At 55.4% G+C, this 18,824-nt stretch carries 16 protein-coding genes; 4 read left to right on the top strand and 12 right to left on the bottom strand.

The genetic code is table 11. The features are described from left to right. Nucleotides 1-12: 12 nt before the first annotated feature. The 5 genes from AC1RSM_RS10175 to AC1RSM_RS10155 are packed head-to-tail and all read right to left on the bottom strand — an operon-like array spanning nucleotide 13 to nucleotide 4,198. Entirely contained in the window at nucleotides 13-648 is a 636-nt protein-coding gene (locus AC1RSM_RS10175) for a hypothetical protein (RefSeq protein WP_492932129.1), read from the bottom strand. Further along, nucleotides 648-1,280, bottom strand: a complete 633-nt coding sequence (locus tag AC1RSM_RS10170) for an SCO family protein (protein WP_492932127.1) — start codon at nucleotides 1,278-1,280, stop codon at nucleotides 648-650. The genes AC1RSM_RS10175 and AC1RSM_RS10170 overlap by 1 nt, the downstream gene beginning before the upstream one ends. A 21-nt stretch (nucleotides 1,281-1,301) precedes the next feature. Further along, a complete protein-coding gene (locus tag AC1RSM_RS10165; RefSeq protein WP_492932125.1) occupies nucleotides 1,302-1,889 on the bottom strand; it encodes a c-type cytochrome in 588 nt (195 codons plus the stop codon). A 55-nt stretch (nucleotides 1,890-1,944) separates the two neighbouring features. Beyond that, nucleotides 1,945-2,535 carry a cbb3-type cytochrome c oxidase subunit II gene (locus tag AC1RSM_RS10160; protein ID WP_189391717.1) on the bottom strand — a complete coding sequence of 197 codons (591 nt, stop codon included), beginning with the start codon at nucleotides 2,533-2,535 and terminating at the stop codon, nucleotides 1,945-1,947. 7 nt (nucleotides 2,536-2,542) lie between these two features. Next, the gene (locus AC1RSM_RS10155; RefSeq protein WP_492932123.1) at nucleotides 2,543-4,198 is read right to left on the bottom strand and encodes a cbb3-type cytochrome c oxidase subunit I; all 1,656 of its coding nucleotides are present in this window, start codon (nucleotides 4,196-4,198) and stop codon (nucleotides 2,543-2,545) included. A gap of 534 nt (nucleotides 4,199-4,732) precedes the next feature. Here AC1RSM_RS10155 and AC1RSM_RS10150 point away from each other — a divergent pair. The 3 genes from AC1RSM_RS10150 to AC1RSM_RS10140 are packed head-to-tail and all read left to right on the top strand — an operon-like array spanning nucleotide 4,733 to nucleotide 6,457. Continuing rightward, entirely contained in the window at nucleotides 4,733-5,155 is a 423-nt protein-coding gene (locus AC1RSM_RS10150) for an OsmC family protein (RefSeq protein WP_492932121.1), read from the top strand. A gap of 7 nt (nucleotides 5,156-5,162) precedes the next feature. Continuing rightward, nucleotides 5,163-5,963 (top strand): thymidylate synthase, encoded by an 801-nt coding sequence (locus tag AC1RSM_RS10145; protein WP_492932119.1) that lies wholly within the window; start codon nucleotides 5,163-5,165, stop codon nucleotides 5,961-5,963. Then, the gene (locus tag AC1RSM_RS10140; protein ID WP_492932117.1) at nucleotides 5,960-6,457 is read left to right on the top strand and encodes a dihydrofolate reductase; all 498 of its coding nucleotides are present in this window, start codon (nucleotides 5,960-5,962) and stop codon (nucleotides 6,455-6,457) included. Before AC1RSM_RS10145 ends, AC1RSM_RS10140 begins: the two co-directional genes overlap by 4 nt. 293 nt (nucleotides 6,458-6,750) lie before the next feature. Here the strand turns inward: AC1RSM_RS10140 and gcvH are convergent, their stop codons facing one another. The 7 genes from gcvH to apbC all read right to left on the bottom strand — a co-directional run bounded on the left by gcvH (nucleotide 6,751) and on the right by apbC (nucleotide 18,406). Further along, nucleotides 6,751-7,125, bottom strand: coding sequence for a glycine cleavage system protein GcvH (gene gcvH, locus AC1RSM_RS10135; protein WP_492932115.1), 375 nt, complete (start codon nucleotides 7,123-7,125; stop codon nucleotides 6,751-6,753). A gap of 86 nt (nucleotides 7,126-7,211) precedes the next feature. Continuing rightward, entirely contained in the window at nucleotides 7,212-8,441 is a 1,230-nt protein-coding gene (locus AC1RSM_RS10130; protein WP_492932113.1) for a BaiN/RdsA family NAD(P)/FAD-dependent oxidoreductase, read from the bottom strand. 6 nt (nucleotides 8,442-8,447) lie between these two features. Continuing rightward, entirely contained in the window at nucleotides 8,448-10,721 is a 2,274-nt protein-coding gene (locus AC1RSM_RS10125) for an Orn/Lys/Arg family decarboxylase (protein WP_492932111.1), read from the bottom strand. A gap of 9 nt (nucleotides 10,722-10,730) precedes the next feature. Beyond that, nucleotides 10,731-11,294 (bottom strand): dCTP deaminase, encoded by a 564-nt coding sequence (gene dcd, locus AC1RSM_RS10120; protein ID WP_492932109.1) that lies wholly within the window; start codon nucleotides 11,292-11,294, stop codon nucleotides 10,731-10,733. A 126-nt stretch (nucleotides 11,295-11,420) separates the two neighbouring features. Next, nucleotides 11,421-15,536 (bottom strand): translocation/assembly module TamB domain-containing protein, encoded by a 4,116-nt coding sequence (locus AC1RSM_RS10115; protein WP_492932107.1) that lies wholly within the window; start codon nucleotides 15,534-15,536, stop codon nucleotides 11,421-11,423. Beyond that, nucleotides 15,536-17,314, bottom strand: a complete 1,779-nt coding sequence (locus AC1RSM_RS10110) for an autotransporter assembly complex protein TamA (RefSeq protein WP_492932105.1) — start codon at nucleotides 17,312-17,314, stop codon at nucleotides 15,536-15,538. The genes AC1RSM_RS10115 and AC1RSM_RS10110 overlap by 1 nt, the downstream gene beginning before the upstream one ends. Nucleotides 17,315-17,320: 6 nt before the next feature. Continuing rightward, on the bottom strand, nucleotides 17,321-18,406 hold the full coding sequence (gene apbC, locus AC1RSM_RS10105; protein WP_492932103.1) for an iron-sulfur cluster carrier protein ApbC: 1,086 nt from the start codon (nucleotides 18,404-18,406) through the stop codon (nucleotides 17,321-17,323). A 102-nt stretch (nucleotides 18,407-18,508) separates the two neighbouring features. Here apbC and AC1RSM_RS10100 point away from each other — a divergent pair, with 102 nt between their 5' ends. Further along, the gene (locus tag AC1RSM_RS10100) at nucleotides 18,509-18,766 is read left to right on the top strand and encodes a hypothetical protein (protein WP_492932101.1); all 258 of its coding nucleotides are present in this window, start codon (nucleotides 18,509-18,511) and stop codon (nucleotides 18,764-18,766) included. Nucleotides 18,767-18,824: the final 58 nt, after the last annotated feature.

Genomic DNA, 18,824 nt, shown 5'->3' with positions numbered 1-18,824 from the left:
AATGGATGACTATTATTGCCGTAAAAAGGCCATCACTGCCTTGCTCTCGGACAAGAGCCAGAACAGTGGCAGAACGCAAGCCATGATGACCAGGCCCAAACCGGCAATCTCTTGGTCGGACTGTAGATAGAAATTACAGAGGCGAACCGGATTGTCCTGATACAGCAGGCCAACAATAGCCATCATCCAACTGAAATTACCGAAGAAGAACAGACGAAACACCAAGTGGGCACGTCGCCAGGACTCCATGAACAGCATGCCCATCAAGACCAGACCCACATATTTGGCGGTGGCCATGGTGGGCGAGGTCAAGACATCATCCAGTGCCTTGGGCACCATCCAGTAAGCAGCGGCAAAGCTGACCAAGATCAGGCCAGGCAAACCGTATTCGTTCAGAGCGTAATAAGGGCGCAGCAAGGCCTGCATGGCGGCAGAGCGCCCTACCCCTTGATAACGCAAAGCCAGTTGCAAGGTCATACCCGACAGCACCAACAAAGGAATATGCACCAGCATGTGCAGACTCATGGAAGCGGTCAAAGGGCGGTCCCAAAATGCAGCAGAAGCAAACATCACCGCCGCCAGCAAGGCCAGCACGCTCCCCAGATAAGGACGTACCCGAGGGGATTCCACAACACGCTTTAACGACATCAGCTTCCCCCCTTCTCAAGATCTTCGATAGCACGCTTGGCGTACGCCAGGGCCAGCATAGGCTCGCCATAATCCACGATGCGACCAAGACGCGGCTCGGCGCTGACAACGTGGTAAGCAGCGTTATGTTCGTACTCATCAAAAGGAGCAGGAATGACCACAATGCCAAAATCATCCAGCACACGCTGGCGCTGCTCGCCAGGCATCATGGTGACGAACTGCCAGACATCCGGATTGGCTTTCATGGTCTTGCTATAGCGCCGCAAATGATCGGGCGAGTCCGTGGGATCAAAGCTGATGCTCAACAGGCGCACACGGTCCTGCAAGCCTTCGTCCACAATTGCTTGCTGCAATTGCTGATACTCAGAACCCATCGCCAGACACAGCGTGACGCAGCGGGTATAGATGAAATTGACGATGGTGATGCGACCATCATTTTGCAGCAAGGAGCTAAGCTGGGCACTGCCCCCCGCAGGGAGCAGCACTTCTACATCTGATATCAAGCGTGGAGAGGCAGCCACATCATTGCGACGGGCTGTCTCGGCAGTCAGGGCGGTGAACCCTTGTGTCAGATGAGCCAGGCCCCCTACGCCAAGGGCAAGAACCAGGAGGATACTTAAGAAGATTCTCATCGCTGGCCCATCATTTCAGTCCTACTCTTCCATGGGAGCCAGCTCGGCATCCCCATTCCAATGATCAGTTTTATCAGCTGTTTTTTCACGTTCGGCTTTAACAAAGGCCACGTCCACAGGATCGGCGCTATTGCCACCCAATTCAGTACGCAGGTAGTTCACAACAGCCGTCATTTCCTCGTCGTTGAACTTCTCGCGGAATTCCGGCATCGCACCATTGTACTTATTACCCTTGACCGTGATCTCGCCGGTAATACCGTGCAGCATGATCTGGACCAATACTTCAGGTTTGCGCAGCACCCACTCGGAACCCACCAATGGAGGGAACACGCCGGCCACACCCGCACCTGTTGCCTGGTGACAGGCGGCACACTGGGCCACAAACAGCTGATGTCCATCCACTGCGCCTTCTGGCAATTCGAAGTCGGCAACGATACGGTTGTCGCCCACGGTTGCGTCATGGCTCAGGTCACTGCTGAAAATATAGTAGATACCCCACAGGAACAGACCTGCAATGATCAGCAGGACCACCCAAGGAATCGGTGCCGCATTTTCTTCCGGATCGGAATACTCACGCTGCTGTGCTTCATATTTACGATTGTCGCTCATTCTAATTCTCCGAGGCGCCCCGCCTTGCGGGGCGCGCTAGCTCAGCAATGCCTGTTTATTTGATAACGCTGGCTGGCGATACGGGATACGTACGATCCAGAGCCAACAGGTATTGAACCAGGTCCAGGGCCTCTTGCTTGGCCACAACCACCTTGCCTTCCGGAGCAAAAGCGCCCGGCAGGTTCACAACCTTATCGCCTTCCTCTGCCTTGTCCTTGAGCTCGAACATGAAGGGGTAAGAAGGCATATTGCTGCCAGGGGTGTAAGCACGAGGCTGATACAAGTGACCCAGATGCCAGTCCACGCTAGGCTGACGAGCACCAATATTGAGCAAGTCAGGACCTGTACGCATCGTGCCGAGCAAGTGTGGTGTGTCGTAGAAGTAGTCGCCTGCGACCGACGCACGACCCCAGCCACGCTGGAAGTCAGGAGCCTGATTCTGGCTACGCGGCTGCTGCGAGTGACAGTACACACAGCCCATATCAATGTATTCCTGACGGCCGCGTAGTTCTACCTCGGTGTAAGGCTTGAGCCCTGGAGAGGGCTCCACCTTTTTAACTTGCAGGTAAGGGACAACGACCAGAGCCGATGTGGCCAGGGCCAGCGTCACCATGGCGCCGCCCAATAGTTTGTATTCGCTTTCCATGACTAAATCATGCCTCCACTACATTGCGAGTTGCCGAGCGCTGGTGAAACAGGGCTGGACCAATACGACGGCTGCCATAGCGCAAAGCCATTGCCACAAAGTGGAAGGCAAACACAAGGTGACCCAGAGTCATCAAACCACCACCGATAGAGCGCGACTTCAGGTACGGCATCGTGACAAACACCGATTCCATGAAGGTTTTAGCGGGATCCAGCATGGCCAGACCTTGCAGCCAGCCGCCAATGCTCAGACCAATGGCGTAGATGGAGAAACCAATCACAACCAGCCAGAAGTGCAGGGAGATCAGTTTGGGGTAAGGCCATTCCCAGGACATGACGCGTGGCATCACGTAGTAGATGGCCCCGAACATCACGATAGTAAAGAAGCCGTACAAGCCGATGTGGGCGTGGGCAACCGTGAAGTGCGTGAAGTGGGTAATTGTGTTGATGCTGCGCAGCGCTTCAAAAGAACCTTGAATGGAGCTGACGGTATACATCATGCCGCCCAGCACGATAAAGCGCAGGGTGGGCGAGTGAATCAGGGTACGGAAGTGACCCTTCATGGTGTAGTGCTGGTTAATCGAGAAAGCCAGCACAGGGATGATCATCATCATGCTTTGCACGATAGACAGGGTAACCATCCACTGCGGTACCGGACCGCCGACCAGGTGGTGACCACCGACCTGACCGTAGAAAAATGCCAGACCCCAGAAACCCACCAGAGACAGGTTGTAGGAGCTGATGGGCTGACCAATGATCTTGGGCAGGAAGTAGTACACCGAGGCCAGAGCCATAGGGGTGTAGAACAGACCCAGCACGTTGTGACCAAACCACCAGTTCATGGTTGCTTGTTCAACACCCACGTGTACGGCAGGCAGGTTGCCGACCAGGAACAGGATGGGGAACCAGAACAGCGCTGCGCCCATGTACCACACCGACACATACAGGTGGTGAACACGACGGTTCTGCAAAGTAAAGACCAATGGCAAGGCAGCCAAAGCTCCACCAATAACCATCAGGATATCAACCTGCCAAGGCATTTCCAGCCATTCCATACCGTCGGTGATACCCATCGCGATACATGTCAGACCGATAGCCAGACCAATATTCCACAAGATCCCACCGGCGATGGCATAACGCGCACCGATCAAAGGAGTCTTGAGCAAACGAGGCAGCATCCACATGGCAACGCCGAAAGCGGCCATCGGAGCCCAGCCATAAGCCACACCATTCAGGTGCAGCGTACGCATGCGACCAAAAGTCATCCAGGCGTGTTGCGTCAAGAATTCGGGATCGTGCAGCTTGATCGAGCTGATCAGACCTGCAGTCGATGCGAAAATCAACCACAAGACCGCACAGGCCAGCAAAATGAACGTGACCTTAGCGGAGGAGCGGTCGGCTTCCACGCGTTCGGCCAATTCCATACTCAGCGCCTTGCGGTCTTCTGCAGAAATGGCTTTATGGCCCATTTCTTGTTGCAGAGCCTGACGTTGTTCAGGGGTAGCGGAGGGGTCATCTACTTGCCCGATTTCGCCTTTGGAGAAAATCTCGCGCGAAGCAGCGGGGCTGTGGTCAAAGAAGTTACGACGTAACGACCAGATGAAAACAAAGAGTCCTGTAACGGACAATATGAAAGCTAGTAGCAGTATTGAAACGGTATTCACAATGATCCAGGCCTGGTTAATGTGAAGCTGCCAAGCAGCTCGGCGGCACTTGACGCGTCGCAGATCGAAAGAGCATGGACGCAAAAAATCTGCGACTGCCTAGGTCGCGAGAGCCGTCATGTTAAAACACCCGTCTGTGACGCCTTAATAAAGCCCCCATTCAAAGCAAGGTTTATTGAGGCAAGACAAATACGAGCACGACATTTTTTGGTATACGGGCGACAGACATTATAGGCGAGGGTAAACCCCTGTGACATATCTGTTTCAAAATGCCGTGTACCGAGCTGGAGTTTATCCTAGGACAATTAACAAAACCAGTCTAAATCTTACAAAGAGCACGGTTCTGCTCCGATTTGCCTATATGCAATTTCGTATAAGACTGCGCAGTCTCAAGCTTCCCAATGGAAATAAGGCGGAATTAAGCACTGCCCAGCCGCCAGACAGAAGAAGCGACACAGCCCTCATCAAAAAGTACAATCACCGCTATCAATCTACTGACGAGTCATCGCTCGCACTGCAAACAAAGGAACTTCTATGGAATGCACAATCGACTGGGGCGGCCAAGACGGAATGCTGTTCATCGCCCGCACAGGCAGTGGTCATGTGACGGCAATGGACGGAGCTCCTGAAGGCGGTGGCAATAATCTGGCTCCGCGCCCGATGGAAATGCTGCTGACCGGCGCGGGTGGCTGCGCTGCATATGATGTGGTGCTGATTCTGAAACGTGGTCGCCACGCCATTACGGGCTGCCAAGTCAAACTGACGGCCGAGCGTGCCGATACTGACCCCAAAGTCTTCACTAAAATTCACTTCACTTTTGTCGTGACCGGCAAAGACTTGCCCCAGGCAGCAGTAGAGCGCGCCGTACAACTGTCGCACGACAAGTACTGCTCCGCCTCCGCCATGCTGGGCAAAACTGCCGAGATCACTTATTCCGTCGATATTCAGCAAGCCTGAGAACACTATGTCTTTATATCCCTACGAAGACCTGCTGCGCCTGGTCTACACCCAAGGCACCCCAAAAGGGGATCGCACCGGTACCGGCACCCATTCGGTATTTGGCCACCAAATGCGCTTCGATCTGTCGCAGGGCTTTCCGCTGATCACCACCAAAAAACTGCATACCCGCAGCATTTTTATTGAGCTGCTGTGGTTTTTACGCGGTGAATCCAATGTGCGCTGGCTGCAAGAGCGCGGTGTGTCTATTTGGGATGAGTGGGCGGACGAAAACGGCAATTTGGGGCCGGTCTATGGCGTGCAATGGCGCTCCTGGCCCACTCCCGATGGCCGTCATATCGACCAGATCAGCCAATTGATCGAGCAGATTCGCAAGAACCCTGATTCGCGCCGCCTGATTGTGTCGGCCTGGAACGTAGCCGATGTCAGCCAAATGGCTCTGCCGCCCTGCCACGCTCTGTTCCAGTTTTATGTGGCCGATGGCAAGCTGTCCTGCCAGCTTTATCAACGCAGTGCGGATATCTTCCTGGGCGTGCCTTTCAACATTGCCAGCTACGCTTTGCTGACCCACATGGTGGCCCAGCAATGTGACCTGGAAGTGGGCGACTTCATCTGGACTGGCGGCGACTGCCACCTGTACTCCAACCACTTCGAGCAAGCTGAACTACAGCTGTCGCGCGAGCCCCGTCCCTACCCCAAGCTGACGATCAAGCGCAAACCCGCCAGCCTCTTTGATTACGAATATGAAGACTTCGAAATCACAGACTACGATCCTCACCCCCATATCAAAGCGCCTGTAGCCGTATGAGTTCTACTCCCTTCATTCGTCTGGTCGTGGCCTACGCAGCCAACCGCTGCATAGGCAAAGATAACGACTTGCCCTGGCGCCTGCCCTCCGACCTGCAGCACTTCAAGCGCGTAACTATGGGCTTGCCCATCATCATGGGCCGTAAAACCTGGGAGTCCCTGGGCCGTCCTTTACCCGGCCGCCCAAATCTGGTCATTAGCCGTAATGCTGATTACCAAGCTGAAGGCGCACAGGTATTTAGCAATCTGAACGATGCCCTGGCAGCATGCCCTGGCTTTGAAACCGCCTGCGTGATTGGTGGTGAGCAGCTATTTCGTCTGGCACTACCAGTAGCTCAGGAGCTGATTGCCACAGAGATAAAGGCAGATGTAGAGGGCGACACCTTCTTTCCTGAATTAGCGACGGGTGAATGGCAAGAAGTGGAGCGTTTGCCCCAGCCGGAAGAAAACGGCTTTAGCTACGACTACGTCACTTATCGTCGTCTACCGGCCTGACAGGTAGCTGCTACGGCAGTGCAGCACTAGGGAAATGCCCCCCGCACAGCGCTTTGTGCTCCGATGAAAAAGGGTGGCGCGCCAAGCGACCCGCCCCCAGCAAGAGAGCAAGGCCAAAGAAAAAGCCTGAGTCCAAAACAATGGACTCAGGCTTTTTTTATTCCTGCGAGCCGCCCGAAGCTAGGTGGCTGATCTCTGCCCCTGAAAAGGAGGGACAGTTAGAGCATCAAATCGGACGCAGTCCAGGTGATGACGGCACAATTAAAACCTCGTGCCATCAACTCAACCCAGGCTTACTCGGCCACCGCGGCATACGCCGGGCCATCCAGCAGACCTTGCAAGTCCGAAGGATTGTCGGCCTTGAGCTTGAAAATCCAGGTTTCAAACGGCGACTCATTGATCAGATGCGGAGCATCAGACAAAGCCTGGTTAAATTCCACCAGTTCACCTGCCACAGGCGCGTAAATGTCAGAAGCGGCTTTCACCGACTCCACCACACCCGCAGTCTCACCGGCCGCCAAACGCGTGCCGGGGGTGAAATCACCCACAAACACTAAATCGCCTAGCTGATCCTGCGCAAAGTCGGTAATACCAACCAGCACCACACCGTCTTCGTCTTTGGCCCACTCGTGGCTTACTACGTACTTTCTATCTTCTGGTAGCTGCATATCGCCTCCCTGACTGACCAGTCAACAATCTCGATGATGTCAGAAACAGCGGCGGGTAGCGCCCGGTGCCATTTCTGTTCGCATACTTAGCCCTGCTCCGCCTGTGTCTTTAACGCGCGTGCACACGCTGCTGCCGACGCCCAAGCCCATTGGAAGTTATACCCTCCCAACCAGCCTGTGACATCCACCGCTTCGCCAATAAAGAACAGACCAGGTACTTTACGTGCTTCCATGCTCTTTTGATTCAGCTCGCGTGTATCCACGCCACCGCTCATCACTTCCGCCTTTTTATAACCTGCTGTACCGCTAGGCTTTAACTGCCAGGCATTGATGACTTGCCCCACTGATCGCAACACACGGTCAGGCAGATCGGCCAAGCGTTGCTGGCCCACGCCCTTGGGCAAAAGCTCCGAGGTATCCAGCCACTGCTCCACCAGACGACGTGGCCACAAGGTTGACAGTACCGTTACCAACTGCTGACGGCTACCTGCCTTCAAGTCCAGCAACTGCTGGGCAATATCCTGACCGGGAGCCAGATCAATGGAAATGCTTTCGCCCGATTGCCAGTAGCTGGAAATCTGCAAAATACCCGGCCCCGACAAGCCTCGGTGCGTAAACAGCAAGTCTTCCAAAAAGGCCTGAGCTTGCTTGCCCTGCCCTGCACTGACTTCTACTTCCAGGGCCATGCCACTTAAGGCGGAAAACGGACGCCAATCGCGGCCATCAAAGGTCAAAGGCACCAGCGCCGGATGCGGCTCCACCACTTTTAAACCAAAATGGCGCGCAACACGCAAACCATAATCCGTAGCCCCCAGCTGGGGAATGGCCATGCCGCCAGTGGCAATCACCACTTGCAAGGCATTCAGTTCCCCATGGCTGGTATGCAAGACAAAGCCGGAATCCGTGCGGCCAATGGACTGCACGGAGCAAGGCATGCGCCAGGAGACCTGCCCTTTCAGACACTCCTGTCGCAGCATCTGGATGATGGACTCACTGGAGTCATCACAGAACAACTGGCCTTTGTGCTTTTCATGAAAGCCAATGCGGTATTCGCGCACCAGCTGCAAGAAATCCTGCGGCGTATAGGCCGCCAAGGCCGAGCGGCAGAAATGCGGGTTTTTGGATAGAAAATTTTCGGGCGAAGTGCCGGTATTGGTGAAGTTGCAACGCCCTCCACCTGAAATACGGATTTTCTCGCCCAGCTTTTCAGCGTGATCAATCAGTACCACTCGCAGGCCACGTTGGCCTGCGATACTGGCAGCCATCATACCGGCTGCGCCTGCGCCGATAACGGCAACATCAAAAAAAGGGGTCACGCGAATTTACTCGTTTGTCTCAGATTCAAGTACGCAATCTACGTAGTAGCGCGGCAGACCATCAGGGCCAATATCCTGGGCCAGACCATGCACATACGTTTCAAAGCCAGGGAAACGGGCATTGAATTCACGCGCGAATTGCAGGTATTCCACAATACGGGCGTTGAAACGCTCGCCAGGAATCAATAGCGGAATACCAGGTGGGTAAGGCGTCAACAGCACACCCGTAACGCGGCCTTCCAGTTCATCAATGCCCACACGTTCGATATCGCCGTGCGCCATCTTGGCATAGGCGTCCGAGGGCTTGAGGGCGGGAATCATGTCGCTCAGGTAGACCTCGGTGGTCAGGCGAGCCAAGTCATACTTGCGATAAGCCTGGTGAATCTGCTGACACAGATCACGCAAACCCATGCGCTCGTAGGTCGGCTGTATCTTGCAGAAATCCGGCAAGATGCGCCACATAGGTTGGTTGCGATCGTAATCATCCTTGAACTGCTGCAAGGCAGTCAGCAAGGTGTTCCAGCGTCCCTTGGTAATCCCGATAGTGAACAGGATGAAGAAGGAGTACAGACCGGTCTTCTCCACCACCACGCCATGCTCGGCCAAGTACTTGGATACGAGAGCCGCCGGAATACCTTGTTCGGCAAAGGTGCCAGAGATATCCAGACCGGGGGTAACCACCGTGGCTTTGACCGGGTCCAGCATATTGAAGTTAGTCGACAGCTTGCCAAAACCATGCCACTCCGCATCGGAGCGCAAGATCCAGTCGTCACGTTCGCCAATGCCTTCTTCTGGCAGCTTATCGGGTCCCCAAACTTTGAACCACCAATCGCTCTCGCCATACTCATGCGAGACTTTGCGCATGGCACGACGAAAGTCCATGGCCTCGCGAATGCTTTCCTCGACCAATGCAGTGCCACCGGGCGGCTCCATCATGGCCGCAGCCACGTCACAGGACGCAATAATGGCGTACTGCGGGCTGGTACTGGTGTGCATCAGATAGGCTTCGTTAAAGACGTTGCGGTCCAGCGGACGGTTTTCCGCATCCTGCACCGTAATCTGGGAAGCTTGCGACAAACCGGCCAGCATTTTGTGAGTCGAATGCGTGGCGTAGATCATGGTGTCTTTGGTGCGCGGACGGTCCGCACCAATGGCATGCATGTCGTGATAGAAATCGTGGAACGCCGCATGAGGCAGCCAGGCCTCGTCAAAGTGCAGGGTTGGGATCTTGGAGTCCAGGGTCTCCTTGATCATCTCCACGTTGTAGATCACGCCATCGTAAGTGCTTTGCGTCAGCGTCAGAATGCGGGGCTTCTTGTTCTTGGCCTTGCTGGCAAAGGGGTTGGCCTCGATCTTGCGCGCAATATTTTCCGGCAAGAACTCATCTTGCGGGATGGGGCCAATAATGCCCAGATGGTTGCGGGTAGGACGCAAAAACACCGGAATGGCACCCGTCATGGTGATGGCGTGCAAAATCGACTTATGGCAGTTACGGTCAACCACCACAACGTCGTTATTGGCCACGTTCGCATGCCAGACGATCTTGTTGGAAGTAGAAGTACCGTTGGTCACGAAAAAGCAGTGATCCGCATGGAAAATGCGGGCTGCATTGCGCTCGGCCTCTGCCACCGGGCCGGTATGGTCCAGCAACTGGCCCAGTTCATCGACGGCATTACACACGTCGGCGCGCAGCATGTTTTCACCAAAAAACTGGTGAAACATCTGGCCAACCGGGCTTTTCAGAAAGGCAACGCCACCGGAGTGACCGGGGCAATGCCAGGAGTAGGAGCCATCGGACGCGTATTTGACCAGCTCGCGGAAAAACGGCGGAGCCAGGCCCTCCAGGTAGGAGCGCGCTTCACGGATGATGTGACGCGCCACGAACTCGGGCGTGTCCTCGAACATATGAATAAAGCCATGCAGCTCGCGCAGGATATCGTTGGGGATATGCTGCGAGGTGCGCGTCTCGCCATACAAATAAATGGGGATGTCTTCGTTGCGAAACCGCAGCTCGCCAATAAAGGAGCGCAGGTTTTTGATCGCATTGGCGACATCCTCCGGGGAATCCACATCGAATTCCTCATCATCAATCGACAAAATGAAGGCGCTCGCGCGGCTTTGCTGTTGCGCAAAAGAACTAAGGTCACCATAGCTGGTGACCCCGAGAACCTCTACGCCTTCGGCCTCTATCGCCGAGGCCAAGGCTCGAATGCCCAGGCCCGACGTATTTTCGGAACGGTAGTCTTCGTCGATGATGACGATAGGAAAACGAAACTTCATCCAGAACTCCTAGGTACGGGGCAGGGTTACGCCCAACTGACCTTGATATTTGCCACCGCGATCGCGGTAGGACACTTCGCACACTTCGTCGCTTTCAAAGAAAAGCATTTGCGCGCACCCTTCACCGGCGTAAATCTTGGCTGGCAGCGGGGTGGTATTGGAAAATTCCAGCGTGACATGGCCTTCCCATTCCGGCTCCAGCGGCGTCACGTTCACGATAATTCCGCAACGGGCATAGGTGCTTTTTCCAAGGCACATGGTCAGCACACTGCGGGGAATACGGAAGTACTCAACCGTGCGGGCCAGCGCAAAAGAATTGGGCGGAATAATGCAAACATCACCGACAAAATCCACAAAGGATTTTTCATCGAAGGCCTTGGGGTCCACAATGGTCGAATTGATATTGGTGAAGATCTTGAATTCATTGGCACAACGCACATCGTAGCCATAGCTGCTGGTGCCATAGCTGACAATACGCTGCCCATTCTCGTTGCGCACTTGGCCTGGCTCGAAGGGCTCGATCATGCCTTGGGCAGCAACCCGCCGAATCCAACGGTCGCTTTTGATACTCATAAGAAATTAGCCGCCTTAAATCAGTAACCGGTTATTTTATCGTTTAGATACACACACAAGCTAATTGCGGCGCAAATATGTCATTTGCGCCACAAAACAGCCTGCTTTGCGTCAAACTGCGCTGTCTTACTCCGGAGAGAACCAGCGGTAAATCAGGGCCAGGCCATTGACAGTCCCGGCGCTCAGCTCGGCAGTCAGACCACGTGCCAGACGATAACTGGCTCGGCCCACGGTGCCGGTATCGGCCATTGCCTGCTCCAGGCTGACCGAAATATCCGCTGTCAAAGCCTTGGTGATGGCAATGAACTTGCGCTCTTCGTTGCTGGTGCCGCTGTTCAGGGATTTGACCACACTTTCTACCGGCAAAATACTACCGGCACTGCCCAGATCACCCGAGCGCATGGCCACTTCATCAATACCAAACTTGCGGTAGAACGGCTCGCCATCGCCCAGGAAGGAGGTACCCACACTGAGCAGCAGGGCCATATCGCCGCCGGAGTCATCCGGTCCGTGACCCAGCAAGAGCCAGGACAGTTTTTCAACTTCACTGACTTCAGGATAGGACACCAGATCGATCCGGGGTTTGCGTGCGGTACCAGCCACCTTAACACCTGCTTGCACAGCCTGGTCGGTACGCAAGGCTTCGATGTCCAGAATAGGCGAGGTGATATCGCCCTGGAAAGTCACCGTACCGCGCTTGAGCAACAGCTTCTGACCATACAGCTCGATGCGCCCACCGCGAGTACGCAAGGCACCGATGCCGGTCAGCTTGCCATCGTGCATGGAGACTCGCAGACTGCCCACCAGACCGGAGTTCACACCGTAACCGGTCAGATAAAAGCGCGGACCCAAGTCTACGTCGATGTCCATGCTCATATCAGTGGCGGCCTGCGAGGCCTCGGAGGCTGGCTCATCCCCTGCCCGTATGATCACCACATCGCCATCAACAGTAGGAATGCCACCCAGCATATCCAGGTTGAACCAGCCCGCATCGGCCTCCACCTTGCCGGTGATCGCAATGCGGGGCAAATCCATATCCAACGCAATATTGCCCGACATCATGGCGTAGCGATCAGAGCGCTGCAGAATGGGGAAGCGGAAAATATCGACACCAAAAGCCCCTTGCTGGGTGCTCAGATTCCACTGCCCGGAAACCGTCAGCTTGCCGTCCTTGGCATCAGGGCTTTCTTTCAGCCAGGTCGCTGTACGCCACTCCTGCGGTTCGACACGAGGGCGAGCCGGGAAGGTCAAGGACTCCAGACGGAAAATATCACCATCAAAACGGGCATCCAACTGGCCATCAATCAAGCGGATACCATCATCCAGGCGGGTAAAGCGCAATTCACGCCCGCTAACCGTACCGCGGCTGGTCCAGGCCCATTTCGCTCCTACATTAATATCCACATCCGCATTCAGGCGGCCACCCAGCTCCATCGCATCGCCCAAGAACAGGCGTGTCCAACCCAGGTCATCGATATTGGCTTTAATGCTGACGGACTTGGGATCGTTCTCGTTCAGAGCCAGGCCATGGATTGGCGTTTGTGCCTTGGCGGTCACATAGCCCATTTCTTTGGTGCGCAGCTCCAGCTGAGCATCCAGCCGGCTGCTGGTGGCCGAGACAGGTTTGGCATTAATGACAAGGCTCAAGTCCTCCAGTCCCAAGGACATGGGAGGTTCAGCAAAAACCTGCACATCCCCTGCCACCCGATCTACTCGCACCTGTCCGGACAAAGCTCCGTTGAACTTCAAATCCCAACGGGCTTTGATATCAATTTCGGGCGGCTGGGTTTTCTTGCTTTTGGCCATCTTGACCCCGCCCCCCTTGGCTTTCTCGGCGCTTTCCTGCACGCCTACCTTACGCAGCAAGCGTGTAATACGGGGTTCGGACAAGACCAGATCCAGCAACTCGCCACGGCTGGTCCATTGATCAGGCTGATAGCTCGACTCTTGATGACGCAAATTGATCCAGGGCTGCCCATCTACCGTGGTACTCAAGGTAGCCGCACCCACTCGGACCGACCAAGGAGCCAAAGGCGCTGGCGCAGCCTTGGACGATTTTGCGTCATCCGCGCTGGCCTCTGCTTTGCCTGCTTCCGTTTTACTAGGCTTGGCTTTATCAGCTGCGGCGGCGCCTACCTTAGCGGACGATGCATCTGATTTATCAGTTACGGATGGCTCAGCCTGCCGCTTAGTCTGCGCGACTTGAGCCACCTGCGCATTGCCCGACTCGGCTTTGGCTGGCTCGCTTCGCTCGACACTGGCATCAGCGCTGCGCGCTGTGACCTCTTCAACGGGTTTTTCTTGAGCGGGCTTGTTCGGGTCAGCAGCATTACTTCCTGCCACCTGAGCCACATCCTTGCCTTCTACCTTGCCACTTTGATCATCAGAGGCGGGCTCAGGCGCACGCAAGGCATCGGTAAAGCGTAGTGGCATGGCGGACTGCAAGCGCACGGCCAGCCCTGCGTGATCTGCCGTCAAACGGCTCACCTTGCCATCCCAATAAGCAGCCTTGCCTTGCTCAGCAAAGTGCCAGCCGCCCTCCAGGGCCAGATCGGCCTGGGCCATCCCTTGCCCTAGCTGCTCACGCTCTTTGCCACCCAAGTCGTACTGCGCTTTAAGCTGCAAGGTATGGCGGGCTACATCGCCCCGCAGTTGGCCTTGAGCGGAGGCTTTACCCAGCTCCAGACCCGGCCAAAGCTGTTCGGATTTAGGCATCTTGACCTGCAAATCCAAGGCCGCTGTACCGCTCATCCCAAAGTCGCCCTTCAAGAGAACCTGGTTTTCTCCTATTTTTACATCGGTCAGCACGTCCGAAATTTCAAGCAGATGCCACCAGTTTGGCTGTCCAGGCTGCGGCGGTGCACTGGCTTTAGCCTTGATCTGCCCAATAGCCGCTTGCTTATTCCAGCGGCTGCCTTGCAGCAACTGCACATCCACATCTGCAGAAAGAATCTGTTCTTTATCGGCCAGTACGACATCAAACTGGCCTTGGCTGTTAATCAGGGCATCGGGCAAGATATCGCCCAACAAAGCATGCAGGTCCAGCTTGTCACTGCTGAACTGGCCTTTGAAATGATCTCGAACCTGTGCACCTTCTTGCTGCGCATCCCAAGCAAAGTCTGCATTGACCGCGGACTCGTCCGGCAATAGCACGGCCAGCTTGGCCTGACGCACAGGTACGCTGGCCAGAGGGCTCAGCTCTGCGCTGGCGTCCAGGCTATAACCTTGCCCATGCCCCGTCAGCAAGACGGTAGCTTCCTCCAACGAGCCTTTCAAAGAAACTTGCGCGTTGATCACGCAGTCAGGCAAGGGCTCTGGTTCGGGAACAGGGACAGGCTCTTGAATACGCTCGGAGTCGGCACTGCCGTTTACTGGCTCAGAATCCGTGACGGCCAGCCCTGCCGCGCTCTGCGCGTCTATAGGTTCGACAGCGGGTGCAACAACTGGGCTGGAGGCCGCTTTGGCTTTCTCGGCCTTCAAAGCGGCAGCCGCTTTACTGGTTGCCGCCGGGGCTGCCTCTTCTTTTTGATTGGCTGTCTTTGTTTGCTCCGCATAGGCGGGCAAATACTGTTTGGCGCAGACAGGGGAATCAGCAGTCAAACCACGCGCAATGATCTGAATGTCCGCCCGTGCTGGATAGGGAGCATCCAGGCTGGCCAGTTCAACATCCCCCTGAAAGCTGGCACGAATTGATTCATTAGCCAGCATCAAATCGTACAAACGCAGCTGTGCGCCTTCCGAGCCCAAGGAAAGAGCCGAAGACAAGTCGGCAATGGCCAATGGCAAGGGCGTCCCGTCCTGGCTGAGCAGGAACTGGCCCAGGGCCAGTTTATCCACGGCAATACTGACGGGTAGATCGGGCATTTTGAAGGGCTCTTCGGACTTGGGCTTGTCCGAGGACGTCAAAGCCACATCCACCTTATGGGCGCTTAGCTCGACTACATGTAGGCGACGCTCCCACAGCTCCTTCCAGTTCGCCTGCAAACGCAGACGCTCAATATCCAGATGGGTGTCCGGCAGGGACAAGACCAGATGATCGATACTCAGGCCGTCCCACACCGTGCCGCGTACGCCTTGCGCACTGCCCTGAACATAAGGCAAGGCAGTGCGCAAAGCCCAACGCGTGCCCGCCTGACTGGCCAGCACCCAATACACAAAGCCGCAAACAAGCAGCAGGGCGATCACCACAAAAGGGATACCCCACAAGGCGAAATATCGGAACCAGCGCCGAATCCAAGCCATTAAAATGCGATTCCCAAAGAAAAGCTCAGACGTACCCGCTTGTCTCGCTGACCGTACGCCAGATCAAGATTGAAGGGCCCGGCCGGTGTGCGCACAACTGCGCCCAGACCGTAACCCCACGCCAGATCCATATCTCCGAAGCTGGATGCCGCATCACCCACATCCACGAAGGCACGCATCCCGTACATGCTGGTAAAAAAGTGGGTGTATTCCACACTGGCAACTGCCATGGCGGGTGCACCCACCACTGCATCATTCGCCCGCAAACCAATGCTTTGATACTTGTAGCCGCGCACACTGCGCGCGCCCCCGGTACGATAGCCAAAGTCTGGCGGCGTGCGGTCCGTCATACGCCAAACCTTACCGATTTCACCACGCAGGGACAAGACATCCCGGTCGCCAACGGGCCACCACTGTTGCAAACGCAAGTTGCTGCGGTAAAAGGTTTCGCCTTTATCCACGGTGATACCGGCACCCACGCCAAAATCAATCAGATTGCCTTCGCGTGGGTCATATTTTTTATCAACGTCACGGCGCAACCATTGCCAGGTCGCAATGGCGGACGGCGTTTCTCGAGTGGGCAAACCAGCAATCTGGGTCTTGTCCCACGCGCCCAGCAAGCCCCATTCGGTTTCGTACTCCACCCGGCTGCTACCAGCAGCTTTGCGTTCCTGACGCAACTTCCAGCCCACGGCGGCGCGCTCAGTATCCAGGCCTTCAATATCAGAGCGATCGTACAAAAGCCCAAAACTGTTCTTGTAACCGTTCAGCGTAGGCGGCAAGTGAAAGTCATAAAACGCTCGCTGGCGTTTTTTATCCACCCCGATACCCGCCTCGGTCCAGATGGGCAAACCAAACACAATATTTTTCCGGTACAGCGCTTCAACGCGCAGACCGTGATCGCTATCTACCCCCAAGGAGCCTGTGAACTGCCGGGAAGGTGCTTCAGTCACCCGCACACGAACTGGCAATTCAACATCGCCGTCGGGGAGCTCCTTCTTTTTGTCGACATCCTGGTCCAGCGTCACAAACGCACCCCGGAAAAAGGTGGTGGACGCCAATGACTGCTGCCATTCGTCCAGCTTGTCCTGATCGTAGGGATCGCCAGGGGTGTAGCGCACATAGCGGTCAATCAAAGACTGCGGCACGCGCTTCAAACCGGTTGTTTCCAAGGGGCCCATGCGAACCCGCGGCCCGCTATCTACCTTCAGGGACAGATCAGCCACGCTTTCATCAGCCAGCACCGTAGCCCGCGTATCTTCATAGCGCGCGTAATAGAAATCCTGCCGTTGGACGCTTTCCAGCAAATCTGCTTTGGCGTTAGACCACACCGAATTCAGAAAAGGATCTTCTTTTTTCAGAGGGAAAGCGGTCTTGATGCCCTCCAGGCGAACCTTGTATTCCGGCTCCTGAATCTTGCCTTTGAAATCCAAATCAATGTTGCGCACACGCGTGATTTCGCCGGGACGAATAATGATGTCCCAGTACTCACCATCGGAATCTTCACCGACCTCCAGCGTGACCACCGAATCAAAATAGCCCTGCGTCTGCAAGGCTGAAACGGTGGCATCGTGGGCCCGGCGGCGCAGCCGCGTGACCTCGCCCAGGTCCTGATCTTCAGCCAGACGCGTGATCGCACTGACCGCGCGCTGGATTTCCTTTAGTGCTTGGGGCGGCACACCGCCTGGGTCAATAATGACCTCAGGGACGGATGACTGCGCCCAAGCAACAGGGCTCAGGACCATCGAGAACAACAGGCAAAAGCCGGATTTGCGCATACGTACTCAAAGAGGACGAGGAACAACCTTGGGACGTTGCCCCGATGTATCGGGAGGGAACTGAGACAGATTAGCCGACACGCGGGCGGCAATCTCGTGGTACAGACGGGCTTCAGGACTGTCAGCACTGGCGATCACAGTAGGCGTACCAGAGTCGGTTTGCGCCCGGATGCTCATGGCCAGGGGCAAAGCACCCAACCAAGGCACATTGAACTCGCTGGCCATGTCGCGCCCGCCATGCTGACCGAAAACCGGGTCAGCGTGACCACAGTTCGAGCAGATGTGAACCGACATGTTTTCGACAATACCCAAGACAGGCACGTTGACCTTCTGGAACATGCTCAAGCCACGCTTGGCATCAATCAAGGCCAGATCTTGAGGCGTGGTCACAATAACCGCCCCGGTCAATGGCACTTTCTGCGACAGCGTCAAGGCGATATCGCCGGTGCCGGGAGGCATGTCGATAATCAGGTAATCCAGATCATCCCAGCGCGTTTGTGTAAGCAGCTGTGTCAAGGCTTGGGTGGCCATGGGGCCACGCCAGATGGCCGGCGCGTTTTCCTCTAAGAGAAAACCGATGGAGTTCGCTTGCAGACCGTGACCGATCAGAGGCTCCATCATTTTGCCGTCCGCACTGCGAGGACGCTCGTTCAGACCCAACATGGTCGGCACGCTAGGACCGTAAATATCCGCATCCAGCAAACCCACGCGCGCGCCTTGCATGTGCAGGGCCAAGGCCAGGTTCACCGAAGTGGTACTTTTACCCACACCGCCCTTGCCCGAGGACACCGCAATAATATTGCGAATATTTGGCATGGGCCGCAAACCTTCCTGCACGGCGTGCACGCCAATGCGAGGATTCAAATGCAATTTAGCCAGTGTGGCACCCACACTGGCCAAGGCCTGCTCAATGCGCTCGCGCAGTTGTCCCTGAATGTCATAAGCCGTGTAGGGCAGATGCAAAGTCAGCTCAACCTGGCTCTGGTCAATGCTCAGTTCGCATCGACCGGCATCGACCGATAACTTCTTTAACGTGTTGGGATCGGTCACACCTGCCAGGGCTTGCAACACGCGCTCGGAACTCACTGTCATTTATACAAAACCTTGATATAAAGAAACATCACCATACCTTTAAACCAGAAAAATAGCGGTTCAAGAGGAATTTTTTTACACTTATGATGTCATACTAACCCTATGAACACATTTAACCAGATTATCCGCACAGCCCTCTTTGTCTTGCTGACAATTTTCGGTGCAATCATGGCGTTTATCTTCATGGTTTCTACCGCTATTGCGATCGGCATTTTATACATTGTGGCGCGTATCAGTGGCCGTCCTTTTGGCGTTAAAGCCTATTGGGACCAGCGCCGCCGCCCAGCCGACGTCAGCAAACAGTCCAATACACCGCGTTCGCGCGATGTTACCGACATAGAAATGCGCGAGATCCCCTGACCTATTTACATCTGCCAGCCAAATGATTTGGCTGGCGGGTCGCTGATTTGGTCAAGAC

The sequence above is a fragment of the Alcaligenes sp. GW821-FHT11D07 genome, from assembly GCF_058808495.1.
Note: the sequence above shows the minus strand (reverse complement) of the source record. Positions and strands in the feature narration are given on the sequence as shown.

What these genes read in the sequence shown, in the direction of transcription:
- AC1RSM_RS10100 (WP_492932101.1), top strand. Translation starts at nt 18,509, where the DNA reads ATGAACACATTTAACCAGATTATCCGCACAGCCCTCTTTGTCTTGCTG.
- AC1RSM_RS10115 (WP_492932107.1), bottom strand. Translation starts at nt 15,536, where the DNA reads ATGGCTTGGATTCGGCGCTGGTTCCGATATTTCGCCTTGTGGGGTATC.
- apbC (WP_492932103.1), bottom strand. Translation starts at nt 18,406, where the DNA reads ATGACAGTGAGTTCCGAGCGCGTGTTGCAAGCCCTGGCAGGTGTGACC.
- dcd (WP_492932109.1), bottom strand. Translation starts at nt 11,294, where the DNA reads ATGAGTATCAAAAGCGACCGTTGGATTCGGCGGGTTGCTGCCCAAGGC.
- AC1RSM_RS10125 (WP_492932111.1), bottom strand. Translation starts at nt 10,721, where the DNA reads ATGAAGTTTCGTTTTCCTATCGTCATCATCGACGAAGACTACCGTTCC.
- AC1RSM_RS10175 (WP_492932129.1), bottom strand. Translation starts at nt 648, where the DNA reads ATGTCGTTAAAGCGTGTTGTGGAATCCCCTCGGGTACGTCCTTATCTG.
- AC1RSM_RS10110 (WP_492932105.1), bottom strand. Translation starts at nt 17,314, where the DNA reads ATGCGCAAATCCGGCTTTTGCCTGTTGTTCTCGATGGTCCTGAGCCCT.
- AC1RSM_RS10160 (WP_189391717.1), bottom strand. Translation starts at nt 2,535, where the DNA reads ATGGAAAGCGAATACAAACTATTGGGCGGCGCCATGGTGACGCTGGCC.
- AC1RSM_RS10170 (WP_492932127.1), bottom strand. Translation starts at nt 1,280, where the DNA reads ATGAGAATCTTCTTAAGTATCCTCCTGGTTCTTGCCCTTGGCGTAGGG.
- AC1RSM_RS10150 (WP_492932121.1), top strand. Translation starts at nt 4,733, where the DNA reads ATGGAATGCACAATCGACTGGGGCGGCCAAGACGGAATGCTGTTCATC.
- gcvH (WP_492932115.1), bottom strand. Translation starts at nt 7,125, where the DNA reads ATGCAGCTACCAGAAGATAGAAAGTACGTAGTAAGCCACGAGTGGGCC.
- AC1RSM_RS10145 (WP_492932119.1), top strand. Translation starts at nt 5,163, where the DNA reads ATGTCTTTATATCCCTACGAAGACCTGCTGCGCCTGGTCTACACCCAA.
- AC1RSM_RS10140 (WP_492932117.1), top strand. Translation starts at nt 5,960, where the DNA reads ATGAGTTCTACTCCCTTCATTCGTCTGGTCGTGGCCTACGCAGCCAAC.
- AC1RSM_RS10165 (WP_492932125.1), bottom strand. Translation starts at nt 1,889, where the DNA reads ATGAGCGACAATCGTAAATATGAAGCACAGCAGCGTGAGTATTCCGAT.